Source organism: Tropicibacter alexandrii, from assembly GCF_003667315.2.
Lineage (GTDB): Bacteria > Pseudomonadota > Alphaproteobacteria > Rhodobacterales > Rhodobacteraceae > Tropicibacter > Tropicibacter alexandrii.
The window spans coordinates 244,429-256,537 of sequence record NZ_RCTZ02000004.1 but is presented as its reverse complement, the minus strand read 5'-3'; the positions used below and the strand labels follow the sequence as shown (position 1 = coordinate 256,537).

9 protein-coding genes are annotated in these 12,109 nt (G+C 65.3%); 6 read left to right on the top strand and 3 right to left on the bottom strand.

Going from position 1 to position 12,109, the window contains the following annotated elements:
• Window positions 1-64: 64 nt before the first annotated feature.
• Window positions 65-1,159, bottom strand: coding sequence for a Gfo/Idh/MocA family protein (locus tag D8Z78_RS07450; RefSeq protein ID WP_121629507.1), 1,095 nt, complete (start codon window positions 1,157-1,159; stop codon window positions 65-67).
• Between the two features lie 90 nt (window positions 1,160-1,249).
• On the opposite strand from D8Z78_RS07450, the gene D8Z78_RS07445 reads away from it, so the two are divergent.
• Window positions 1,250-2,404 (top strand): LLM class flavin-dependent oxidoreductase, encoded by a 1,155-nt coding sequence (locus tag D8Z78_RS07445; RefSeq protein WP_121629506.1) that lies wholly within the window; start codon window positions 1,250-1,252, stop codon window positions 2,402-2,404.
• On the opposite strand, the gene bglB is transcribed toward D8Z78_RS07445, so the two are convergent.
• Together bglB and D8Z78_RS07435 are read right to left on the bottom strand one after the other, a co-directional pair.
• Window positions 2,401-3,447: a beta-galactosidase BglB gene (gene bglB / locus D8Z78_RS07440; RefSeq protein WP_240672037.1), complete on the bottom strand. Its 1,047-nt coding sequence runs from the start codon at window positions 3,445-3,447 to the stop codon at window positions 2,401-2,403. The genes D8Z78_RS07445 and bglB overlap by 4 nt on opposite strands.
• Window positions 3,434-5,860: a hypothetical protein gene (locus tag D8Z78_RS07435; RefSeq protein ID WP_121629504.1), complete on the bottom strand. Its 2,427-nt coding sequence runs from the start codon at window positions 5,858-5,860 to the stop codon at window positions 3,434-3,436. The genes bglB and D8Z78_RS07435 overlap by 14 nt, the downstream gene beginning before the upstream one ends.
• A 216-nt stretch (window positions 5,861-6,076) precedes the next feature.
• On the opposite strand from D8Z78_RS07435, the gene D8Z78_RS07430 reads away from it, so the two are divergent.
• From D8Z78_RS07430 to D8Z78_RS07410, 5 genes are all read left to right on the top strand, one after another.
• Window positions 6,077-7,342, top strand: a complete 1,266-nt coding sequence (locus D8Z78_RS07430) for an ABC transporter substrate-binding protein (protein ID WP_164932909.1) — start codon at window positions 6,077-6,079, stop codon at window positions 7,340-7,342.
• Between the two features lie 75 nt (window positions 7,343-7,417).
• Window positions 7,418-8,842: a carbohydrate ABC transporter permease gene (locus D8Z78_RS07425; RefSeq protein ID WP_240672036.1), complete on the top strand. Its 1,425-nt coding sequence runs from the start codon at window positions 7,418-7,420 to the stop codon at window positions 8,840-8,842.
• A gap of 1 nt (window position 8,843) precedes the next feature.
• Window positions 8,844-9,926: a carbohydrate ABC transporter permease gene (locus tag D8Z78_RS07420; RefSeq protein WP_121629502.1), complete on the top strand. Its 1,083-nt coding sequence runs from the start codon at window positions 8,844-8,846 to the stop codon at window positions 9,924-9,926.
• Window positions 9,923-11,032 carry an ABC transporter ATP-binding protein gene (locus D8Z78_RS07415; protein WP_121629501.1) on the top strand — a complete coding sequence of 370 codons (1,110 nt, stop codon included), beginning with the start codon at window positions 9,923-9,925 and terminating at the stop codon, window positions 11,030-11,032. The genes D8Z78_RS07420 and D8Z78_RS07415 overlap by 4 nt, the downstream gene beginning before the upstream one ends.
• Window positions 11,029-12,030 carry a Gfo/Idh/MocA family protein gene (locus D8Z78_RS07410; RefSeq protein WP_121629500.1) on the top strand — a complete coding sequence of 334 codons (1,002 nt, stop codon included), beginning with the start codon at window positions 11,029-11,031 and terminating at the stop codon, window positions 12,028-12,030. Before D8Z78_RS07415 ends, D8Z78_RS07410 begins: the two co-directional genes overlap by 4 nt.
• The last annotated feature ends 79 nt before the right edge of the window (window positions 12,031-12,109 follow it).

Below are 12,109 nucleotides of genomic sequence, written 5' to 3'. Positions count from 1 at the left end.
CGCGCTTATTGTCTCGCCTGCCTCCCTTCGGTCGTTGGCTCGGCGTGTCGGGCCGTGGCCCGACCTACAGCAGGTCGGACATCGACACGACGCGGTGCTCGGACGCGGAGATTTGCGCCGCCATTCCCATCAACACCGCCCATGTGCCGTCCTGAACGGTCACCTCGGGCACGCCCTGACCGTCGCGCAGCAAGTGCAGGAAACGCAGGTGCTGGTAATAGGTCGACCCGTTGTGATCCCCGGCTTCAAGCAGGGTGGGATCCACCGGGATCACCCGTTCCTGCGGGCCTTTCGGGTCGCGCGGGCTGACGATGACGCGCGGTTCCGGCGGCGCGCCAAGTTGGTCGGGCCAGAACCGGGTCGGGCCGGGCACCAGTGCCTCGATCTTGCCCTTGGGGCCGGTCGCCGAGATGACCTCTTGGTACTCTGCCCCTTCGGCAAACATGCAGAGTTCCAGCATGGCCCGTGCACCCGAGTCAAAATCGACGATGACATAGCCGTGGTCGAGGATGTCGGGCGCTTCGCCACCATATTGCTCATCCAGATGGTTCACCGCCTGCCCGGCGCTGGCCATCACGCGCACCGGATCCGACCCGAGGATCAGCCGCATCAGGTCGAAGAAATGGCAGCATTTCTCGACAAAGGTGCCCCCGGTATTGCGGTTGAAGCGGTTCCAGTTCCCCACCTTGTCCAAGAAGGGAAAGCGATGTTCGCGGATGGTCAGCATCTGCACGCCACCCGTTGCCTCTTGCGCCTCGGCCACCAGCGCAGCGATCGGCGGCATGTAGCGGTATTCCATCGCGACCCAGATCGGCGCGGGATAGTCCGCCGCCAGCGCGCGCAGCGCGCCATGGTCGGCGGGGTCGGTGAAAAGCGGCTTTTCCACCAGCACCGGCAGCGCGCGCTGCGCCGCGATCTGGCGCAATTGCGCGGCGTGGCATTGGTTGGGGCTGACGATCACCAGCGCATCCAGCGCCTCGACGGCCAAGAGCGCGTCCAGTGACCCGACCATCCGCGCCCCCGGCGCCAGCGCCTGCGCGCGCGCCGCCATGTCTGCGTCCGGCTCGAAGATGGCGGCGACCTCGGCCCCGTCCAGCAGGGCGATGTTGCGCAGGTGTTCCTGGCCCATCATGCCGCAACCGATCACACCGTATCGCATTCCATTCTCCCGCGCGCAAATTGATACACTATTGATTTACCTAAACGCGCTTGCTACGCAAGGGGTATTCCGCATCGCGAAGGACCTGCCATGACCGTTGTGCCCATCACCTCGCCCGATCTGGACACTGCCGAAGTGTCGTGGTTCTCGGCGCTTTGTTCCGACGACTACCAGTTCCTTGGCGTGCCCGACGGCGCGCTGCGGTCCAGCTGGGCGCATTGTTCAAAGATCGTGACGACGGCCGAAGCCTTGGGCTTTCGCAACATCCTGTGCCCATCTTCATATCAGGTCGGGCAGGACACGCTGAGTTTCGTCGCGGGCTGCGCGCCGATCACCGACAAAATCAACATGCTGGCCGCCGTGCGCTGCGGCGAGATGCAGCCGATCATGCTGGCCCGGACCATCGCCACGCTCGATCACATGCTGCAAGGGCGGCTGACGGTGAACATCATCTCGTCGGATTTCCCCGGCGAGAAGGCCGACAGCAAGTACCGCTACCAACGCTCGCGCGAGGTGGTGCAGATCCTCAAACAAGCCTGGACCCGGGATGAGATCAACTTTGCGGGCGAGGTCTACAATTTCGAGGGGCTGACCACCGCCCCGGCCAAGCCTTATCAGACCGGCGGGCCTTTGCTGTATTTCGGCGGCTACTCGCCCGACGCGCTGCAATTGTGCGGCGAGCATTGCGATGTCTACCTGATGTGGCCCGAAACCGAGGACCTGCTGGCCGAGCGGATGAAGGCGGTGCATGCGGTGGCCGACCAGCAGGGCCGGACGCTGGATTACGGCCTGCGCGTCCACATGATCGTGCGCGACACAGAGGCCGAGGCCCGTGAATACGCCGATTACATCGTGTCCAAGCTGGACGATGACTACGGGCGGATGATCCGTGACCGGGCTTTGGATTCGACCTCTCTGGGTGTCTCGCATCAGGCGAAGAACCGCGAGTTGGCAGACAAGTTCGGCTATGTCGAGCCCAACCTGTGGACCGGCGTCGGGCGCGCACGGTCGGGCTGCGGGGCGGCGCTGGTCGGGTCGACCGATCAGGTCCTGTCCAAGATCGAGCGCTATCAGAAGATGGGCATGCGGGCCTTCATCTTTTCCGGCTATCCGCATCTGGACGAGGCCGAGCATTTCGCCAAACGCGTCCTGCCCGAGCTCAAGACCTGCTCTCTGCCGCATGCCTATGGGCGCGTGCCGGATCAGACACCGGCCACGCCGCTTGGGGTTGGGCCGCGCGCTTAGCGCTGCACTTCGGTCAGGAACAACAGCGCCAGCGCCTGCCCATAGGGCGCGGCGACGTTGGGCAGTTCATTGTAGAACGCCCATGTGTCGCCCATTGGCGTGCCGTCGGACACATCGGCAAGGATGCCGTCGTCGCCCACGCGGGACAGGATCGCGCCTTGTGCCTTGTCCGCGACCGCGCGCATGGCCTCTGGCAACAGCCCTTCCCGCAGCCCCGCCAGCACCGCATAGCCAAAACCCGCCGTGGCCGAGGCCTCGACCGGGCCGGTGGGGTCGTCGAGCAGCGTATGAACCATGCCGTCAGGCCGTTGCAGCCGCGCGACGGCGGTCAGTTGGGTGCGCAGGACTTCGGTCAGGTAGCGGCGCACGGCAGGGTCGGTGGGCGGCGCGATCCGGAACAGCTCGGGGATGGCAATCGACACCCATGCATTGCCCCGCGCCCAGCGCGCGCGGGCATAGTTGTGCCGTCCCTCGAAGGTCCAACCGTGAAAGAACAGCCCGGTCTCGGGGTCGGCGAGAAAGCGGAGATGCGTCAGGAACTGGTAATGCGCCTCGGAGACCATGTCGGGGCGGTCGCACATCCGGCCCGTCTGGGCGAGGGACAGCACCGCCATGACCAGCGTATCATCCCAAAGCTGGCCGGGGCGGCGGCCCTCTTTGACGACGTGCTCGAACCCGCCTTCCTCGGTCTTGGGCAGGTCGGTCATCAGCCACTCGGCCCAGTCCAGACACAGCGCACGAAGGTCGTCACGCGGCGCGACCTCGGTCAGGCAGGCCAGCGCCAGCATTGGCGCGGTGGAGTTGACCTGACGCGCAGGCAGGCCGCGCGCGATCTGCCGGTCATACCAGCGCCCCAACCGGGCCAAGCCCGCCGCGTCCCCGCGCGCCTGCGCCTCGCGGAAGGCACCGTAGAGGCCCACGCCAACCTCCCAATCCCATTCGTCGAACAGGATCTCATCCGACGCGGCTTCGGTCGCGCCGATCCCCTTCAGGCTGGCAAAGCCCTGCGCCAAAAGGCGGATCGCCTCGTCAATCTGGTCCATGTCCATCCTCCCACGGGATCCATTCCTCATCCTCCCACGCCACATGCGGCGTGGTCGATAGCGGCGCAAAGGGCTGCACTTGCCCGTCTTTCTGGAACATCCCGGCGCTGTCGAGCGACAGGTCGTCCAGCGTCACGATCCCGTCCGCAAAGCCCGGAGCCGTCTGCATCAGCCGGTCGGCAAAGTCCGGCTCGCCGGGTTGACGGATCACGACGGCAAACCCAACCTGATCCGAATGCGCCCGCCATAGCGCCCCGCGATAGAACCCGTCGGTCATGACCTCCAGCGAGGTCGAACACCACACGCCCACGCAATCGCTAAAGATCAGCCAATCGCCCGCGCGCTGCACGTCGCCGAACGCCTCGGGCGCGGCGAACAGTTGCGCGAACCGCAAATCCGTCCAGTCCTTGCGCAGGTCATAGACCATCAGCGCGCGCGGCCCGTCCTGTGCCACGGCGGGCGTCACCGCGCTGCCCGCCAGCAGCGAGGGGCGGCGCTCGCCCCAAGGGCGCGCCTCGCCCGGATGGTTGATCCAGAGCCGCGCCATCGAGTGGCGGGCCAGTTGCACGTCCAGCCATTGCGCCTGATGGCCCTTGCCCCCCGGCGATGGCGGGCGGGTCGTGGACAACTGCGCCTCGGCGCTTTTCCACAGGGTCATTCGGCCCGCGTGACCGTGCCCTTGAGTATAGGCAGCGCGCAGCGGGCGCGCGGGTGCGACCAGCGCAGCAAGGTCCGGCGGCTGGTAGTCGGACAGTGCCAACAGCCCCGCCGCCCGGTCATAGCCCGGCACGAAACCGCCCCCGCAGACCAGCGCCAAGACCGAGCCCAATTCCGTATGCGGCCCGGCCAGCAGCTCTTTCTCATAGCACCGGCCCTGCACCCCTGCAGGCACACCCAGCGTATGCAACGTCGCCATGACCAGAACCCGGTCGATCACCCGCCCCGCATCCGCGCGAAAGCCGGTCATGTGGAACAGGCTCACGAGGCCCAGCAGGTCGATCGGGTAATAGGCGGCAGAGTTCCACTCGCACAGCCCGTCCTCGTCGATGGCGGCGAACCAGCGGGTCAGGCGTGCGCGGGCGATCTCGGCCTGCTGCGCGCCGGTCCGTCCCGAGGTCGGGAAAACCGCGTCGGGGAACAGCTCTCCGGCGATCAGTTGCGCGGTGTGAAAACACAGGACGTGGTTTTCCGACCAGAACCACATCACGTCATTGCCCGGCTCGTCCAGCCAGTAGCGATAGCCAAGAAACGCGGCCTTCATCCGGGCGCGCAGCGCCTCGGGCAGCGTTTCGGCAAAGTCGCGATACAGCCAGAGCAGCGGCAGGATGGTGAAGTCCGAACAGTCAAACCGCGCCTCGATCGTGTCGAGACAGGCCTCGATCATGCGGACGCTCTGCCGCCCCAGCGCGGCCCGGCACAAGGCCACCGTCGCCTCGAACCCGTCGCTGTCGGCGATCAGCTCCAGCGCGCGGCGCTGGCGCGCGGGCCAGCCGCCGGTCAGCGGCACCCCTTTGCGCAGCACCGTCGTGCCCAGCGGCCGGGTCAGCGTCGCGCCGTCCACCTGCGTCTCGATCTTCAACGACAGGCAACCCGCCGAAAGGTCCTCTGGCGCGGCGAGCGTGACCGCGCCCTCCGGCGGTAGCGTCACCGCAACATCGCGCAGCGTGTCGGGATCGACCGTCAGCCCGCCCCGTCCAAAGGGGCCAAGCCCGCGCACCACCAACGCCATGTCCTGCGCAGGTGGGTGATCGGCGATCAGCCGCACCGCCTGCCCGTCGCTGTAGAACACCCGGTCGGTGCGCAAGCTGCCGAGCACCTGCGCCGCCTCGTCCAGCCGGGCCGAATCGACCGCGCCGAGCAGCGCCGTGTCCAGCGTGCCGTCGATCACCTCCAGCGAGAAAAAGCAGGTCGTGTCGCGTTCATGCAGGTCCTCCAGCCGCAGGGTCAGCACCTGCGCCGCGCCGGTCAGCGGCAGATCGACAACGGTTTCGGCGGGCGTGTTGCGGGTGAAGGGCTCGAACACCGCCACCGGCGCGCCGTCCAGCCACAGACGCACCCCGCCACAGGTCCGCAATCGCAGCCGCACCGGCGCGCCGCGCACCACGCATCGGAACCCCCGCGCGATCAACGTCGGCAGATGGCAGAATCGCGAGAAATCGAGGTCCCGCCCGTCGAAACCCACCGCCAACGCGTCGAATGGCCCCTCGGGGCAGGCCACCGCGCGCCCCGGCAACCCCGCCTTCAACGCCTCGCGGCAGGGCAGGTCGCCGGTCGCCACCCAACCGTTGACGAAGCGGTAGGTCACCGTATCCGGCATGGGCCGCGCGGCGCCCGGGAAAAGCCGCGCCTCTGGCTGGCTCATCTGCCAGCGCAGGATCGGCTGGCCCTCTGCTACTGTGCGCCATTCGGCCATCGTTTCCCTCGCGTCCGATAAAATTGATACAGGATTGACCTATTTCCGAGTTGCCTGCACGCTCTGTCTGCGGCGGGCTGGTGCAGAAATTCCGACCCGCGCCCCTTGACCTGACGCCCGGTTGGACGGAAGGTCGCAGATGGGAGAATTAAAATATTAGTGTTGGAAGGGGTGCAAGCCCCCAGCCAAAACAAGCCAATGGGAGGAGACCCAAGAATGAAACTGACACGTGACCTGCGTCTTGCGACAGCCGTCTCTGTGGCGGCCCTGACCGGGGTTCCGGCCTTTGCAGTCGATCTGGATTTCATGATCTCGGACGTGGACGGCAAGGCCAACATCATCGCCGAGTTCGCCGAGCGCTACAAGGAAATCAACCCCGACGTGAACATCACGCTGAACACGGTGGGCTACAACGTCATCCGCGAACAGCTGCCCGTTCAGCTGGAGGCCGGGACCGGCCCAGATATCGCCTTTGTCACCGACCTCGGCGGCATGCATCCCTACTATGTCGACCTGACCCCGCATGTGGATGCCGCCGCATGGGAAGCTGCCTATGGCGCCGTCCTGCCGTGGTATCGCGCGGGCAATGAGGGCGGCATCTATGGCTTCCACACGGAAATGACCGTGACCGGACCCTATGTGAACCTGACCATGTTCGAAGAGGCCGGTGTCGAGGTCCCCGGCCCCGGTGCGACATGGGAAGACTGGGCCGACGCCACCCGTCAGGTGATGGAGGAAACCGGGTCCTATGCCGGGATGGTGATGGACCGTTCGGGCCACCGCTTTGCCGGGCCGGCCATGTCCTACGGCGCCAAGTATTTCGACGACGAAGGCAACCTCGTGATCGACGAAGGGTACGAGCAATTCGCCCGGATGCTGGTCGACTGGCACAAGGAAGGGCTGATGCCGCCGGATGTCTGGCCCGCCGTGTCCGGGTCCAAATATGCCAATGGCAACGAGATGTTCTTTGGTCAGGACGTGCCCTTCTACATGTCCGGCTCGTGGAACACCGGCAACGTCCAAAGCAACGTGGGCGACAACTTCGACTGGACCGTGGTGCCGGTGCCCTGCGGCCCCGCTGGCTGCGGCGTGATGCCGGGTGGCGCGGGTCTGGTCGCGTTCAAGTCGGGCGATGCCGAGAAGGAAGCCGCCGCGGCGGGCTTCGTCGCATGGATGGGCGAGCTTGAGCAGGCGCGTGAGTGGTACACCCGCACCTACGCGATCCCCGCGCATGCGACCCTTCAGGAAGAGGGGCTGGACTATACCGGCGCGGGCGCCAGCCAGAACGTCGCCGACGGTCTGGATGCCTTCACCAAGATGGCCGCCGTCGCCGCCGAGCAGACCCCGCAGGCCTACCAGCTTCAGGGCAGCCCGATAGGCTTCAAGGTCTACAACTCCACCGTCGAATACCTGTCGGCGGCGTTGAATGGCGACCTGACCGTCGACGAGGCGCTGGATAAGATCCGCGAAGCGGTGAAATAAGCGCAGGCTGACCGAACACGGGCGCCGGGGACCTCTCCGGCGCCTTTCCTTTCCCCCTGATGATCTGGACGTGACATGACGCTGGCATCCAGCCTTATGCTTGGTCTGCTATTGGCCTGGATCGGCGGCGGCGCGATCTGGCTGCTGACCACCCGACGCTACCGCGTGACGCAGACCGGGCGCTTTGCCATGGACCTGCTGGGGTTTCCCGTGGAACTGGCGCAAAGCCTGTTTGGCCGGGGCGGCGTGCCCTATGCGCTGCTGCTGCCCAACATGCTGATCTTCGGCCTGTTCACCTTTTCGCCGATGATCCTGAACTTCTACGTGTCGTTTACCGGCGGCTCGTCGATCATCCTGTTCGACCGCCCGTGGATCGGGCTGGAGAAATACGCCGAAATCTTCACCTGCGAAGATTACCTCGTGCCGAAGACCTGCTCGAACGCGGGCTACAACTTTTTCACCGGGCTCTATAACACGCTGTGGTTCGTCGCCATTCAGGTGCCGATCATGTGCGGTGTGGCGCTGCTGACCGCGCTGGTGGTCAATCGCAACATCAAGGGGCGCGGGTTTTGGCGCGCGATGTTCTTCTACCCCGTGATGCTGTCACCGGTGGTGATCGCCAATATCTGGAACTGGGTGCTGAACCGCAAAGGCGTGCTGAACTCGACCTTGGGGGAGCTTCAGGGCGGGCTGAACGCGCTGGCCGGGCTGACAGGCTTTGACATGATGGCCACCATCCTGTTGGCCGTGATCCTGATCGTCGTCACCGAACGCGCGCTGCGCAGCGGGCAGGAACCCTCGCTGGCATGGACCACCGTCTTTGCGGTGATCTTTGCCCTGCTGGTGACATGGGCCAACCCGATGAGCCTGATCGAAATGGGTGGCAGCTTCTGGCTTGGCTGCGTGCTGGCGCTTGGGCTGCTCTGGGTCGTGGCCCAAGGCGGCCGCACCGCGCGCATCACCCTGCTGGTCGCCGCAGCACTGTCTGCCGTCATGCTGCTGTCGATCCAGTTCTCGACCGTATTCGACATGGGCCGCTATCGCCCGAACAACTGGCTGGTGACGCCCAACACCGGGTGGCCGTTCTTCTGGCTGGTCTTCGTGTTCTGCTGGTCGCATATGGGTTTCTACATGCTGATCCTGCTGGCCGGGCTGCAAGCGATCCCGCGCGACCTGTACGAGGCCGCCAAGATGGATTCGACCAAGCCATTCCGCGCCTTCCGCAAGATCACGCTGCCGCTGGTCATGCCCACCCTGACCGTGGTCATCGTGCTGTCGCTGATCCGCAGCTTCCAGATCTTTGACGAGGTCTACCTGCTGACCGGCGGCGGGCCGGGGCGCGAAACCTACATGATCGTCCAGAACATCTACGAGGTCGCCTTTACCAACAGCCAACCCGATTACGGCGAAGCCGCCGCCGGGTCGGTCCTGATGGCGGTGATCATCGCCGTGTTCACCTTCTTCCAGCTGTGGATCACACGGCGCCAGTCGGAGCTGTGACATGAGCCGTATCGGAACCTTCCTGACCCGCACAAAGGGCAATCGCGACACCGCCGACAGGTTCGGCATGCAGGATTTCCTCGCCTACAGTTATCTGCTGTTCGGCGTGCTGATCGTGCTGGTGCCGGTCGCGTGGACCTTCTTCACCTCGATCAAGCCGGAACGCGCGGTGGACAATTTCGACACCCGCCTGCTGCCCTATGCGCAGGTCGAAACCGATATCCCCGGCGTGGGTGAGAAACCGGTTTGGATCTACACGGACGAAACCGGCACCGAAACGCTGGTCTACAAGGCCGGCCCGACCCGGTCCGTGACCGACGTGGCAACGCTGGACAACCCCGACGAGGTCTTTGGCGTGCCGCGTGACACGCTCGAACCGCAAGAAGTCGTGCGCATCGCCACGGAAAACTACCTCGACCCGCTGCTGAAACGGAACGGGCAGGAGAATTTCAACTTCCCGACCTATCTCTACAACTCGGTCTTCGTCACGGTGGTCGCCACGCTGATCACCCTCCTGATCAACGCCATGGCGGCTTTCGCCCTGTCGAAATACCGGTTCAGGGGGCGGCTGACCTTTACCATATTGATCGTGGCCACGCTGCTGATCCCGTCCTCGATCATCCTTGTCTCGCTGTTCTTCGTGGTCTGGTCCTTTGGCATCTTCGGCTCGCTTTGGGGGGTGATCATCCCCGCCGCCGCGACACCCACGGGGGTCTTCCTGCTGCGGCAATACATGCTGACCATCCCCGATGAGCTGTTGGAGGCCGCGCGCATGGACGCCGCCAGCGAATGGCGCATCTTCTGGCGGATCGTCCTACCCCTGTCGCTGCCCGCGCTCAGCGTGCTGGCGATCCTGTCCGTGATCTGGCGCTGGAATGATTTCCTCTGGCCGCTGATCGTGCTGATTTCCGACCCGAACGCCCACACGCTGCAACTGGGCCTCACCCAGTTCGCGGGCGAGTTCAACACCGACTTCCACTACATCCTCGCCATGACCGTGGTGACGCTGTTGCCGATCACGCTTGTCTTCGTCTGGCTGCAACGCTTCATCACCACCGGCATCGCCACAACGGGGCTGAAATGACCGACCAAACCCACGCGCTGGAACTGCGCCAAATCCGCAAAAGCTTTGGCGCCGTCGATGTGATCCACGGCATCGACCTGCAAATCGAAGAGGGCGAATTCGTCGTTTTCGTCGGGCCCTCGGGCTGTGGCAAGTCCACGCTCTTGCGGCTGATCGCCGGGCTGGATGACCCGACCTCGGGCGATATCCTGCTGCAAAATCGCCGCGTGAACAACGTCCCCGCGTCCGAGCGGGGCCTGTCGATGGTGTTCCAAAGCTACGCGTTGTATCCGCATATGTCGGTGCGCGCGAACCTGAGCTTCGGCCTTGAGAACATCAATATGCCCCGCGCCGAGATCAACGCGCGGGTGGATGACGCCGCCAAGCTGCTTCAGATCGACCAATTGCTGGACCGCCGCCCCGGTCAACTGTCGGGCGGCCAGCGCCAGCGCGTCGCCATTGGCCGCGCCATCGTGCGCGAGCCGATCATCTTTCTGTTCGACGAACCCTTGTCGAACCTCGATGCCGAGTTGCGCCTGCAAATGCGGGTCGAGATTTCCAACCTGCACGCCCAGTTGGGCAACACGATGATCTACGTGACCCACGATCAGGTCGAGGCCATGACCATGGCCGACCGCATCGTGGTGCTGCGCGGTGGCCGGATCGAGCAGGTCGGGCGGCCTTTGGACCTGTATAACCATCCCGCGAACAAGTTCGTCGCAGGCTTCATCGGTGCGCCGCAGATGAACTTCCTGAACGGGGTGCTGGACGGCCAGACCCTGCGGCTGGATTGCGGCGTGGTCAGCGACGTGCCCGTTGCCCGCCCCGGCACCGGCGACAAGGTCACGCTGGGTGTCCGGCCAGAGGCGATCGGCGTGTCGCTTGATGGCCATGGCGACGATCAGGTGACCGTGCAGAACTACGAACAGCTGGGCGCGATCACCTATATTTACGCAGCCTTCGACAATGGCGAGACGCTGACCGTTCAGCAGGCGCGGCAGATCCCCTTGCAGCGCGGGCAAAAGATCGGCGTCACCTTCGACCCGACCTATTTCCATATCTTCGGCCCGGACGAGGTGGCCTTGGAGTTCTCCCACGCCAGTGACACAAAGGACGGTTTACGATGAAATGCGCCCTGATCGGCCTTGGCATGGTGTCGAAGACCTATGGCGACGCGCTGATGAACAGCGACATCTACCTGTCGCTGATCCATGCGCGGTCCGACGCCAGTTGCGAGGCGTTCCGCGCCGCGTGGCCCGATCTGGGTGCGCAAGCGGCCAGTGTTGACGAGATCGCGCAGTCGGACGTTGATTTTGTCATCCTGACCACGCCCCCAAATGCCCGCACCGAGATCGTCGACACGCTCAGCGCCGCCGGGAAATCCATCCTGATGGAAAAGCCGGTGGAACGGACCCTGGCCCAGGCCACTGCGCTGGTCGAGATGTGCGAGGCGCGCGGCGTGCCCTTGGGGATCGTCCTGCAACACCGCGCCCGGCGCGTCGTGGCCGACCTGCGCCGCGTCATGGCCGAGCTTGGCCCGCTGCGCGCCGCCGAGGTCAACGTGCCGTGGTGGCGCCCGCAGGCCTATTATGACGAGCCGGGGCGCGGCACCTATACCCGCGACGGCGGCGGCGTGCTGATTTCGCAGGCGATCCACACGCTCGACCTGATGCTGTCGCTGACCGGCCCGGTGCGCGACGTCACGGCCATGGCCGCCACCACCGGCTTTCACGACATGGAGGCAGAGGATTTCGTCTGCGCGGGCTTGCGCTTTGCGAATGGCGCGGTGGGGCAGGTCTTTGCCTCCACCGCCAGCTTTCCGGGGCGGGGCGAGACGATCACCCTGCATTTCGCGCAAGGTTCGGCCCATCTGGAAGCCGGCGAGTTGCACCTGCACTGGCAGGATGGCCGGACCGAGACGCTGGGCGCCGCCGCCACATCCGGCGCGGGCGCCGATCCGATGGCGTTTACCTCCGACTGGCACCGTGCCGTCATCGAGGACTTCGCAGAGGCCATCCGCGACACCCGCCCCCCGCTGGTCCCCGGCCGCACGGCGTTGCAGGTCCATGCCCTGATCGACGCGCTTGAAACATCGGCCCGGACAGGCCGCACGACACAGCTATAACCCACGCGCCCCGGGCGAATACCCGGGGCCTCCACCTTGATCGACCCAGAGGTCCCGGGTCTTCGCCCGGGACGCGACC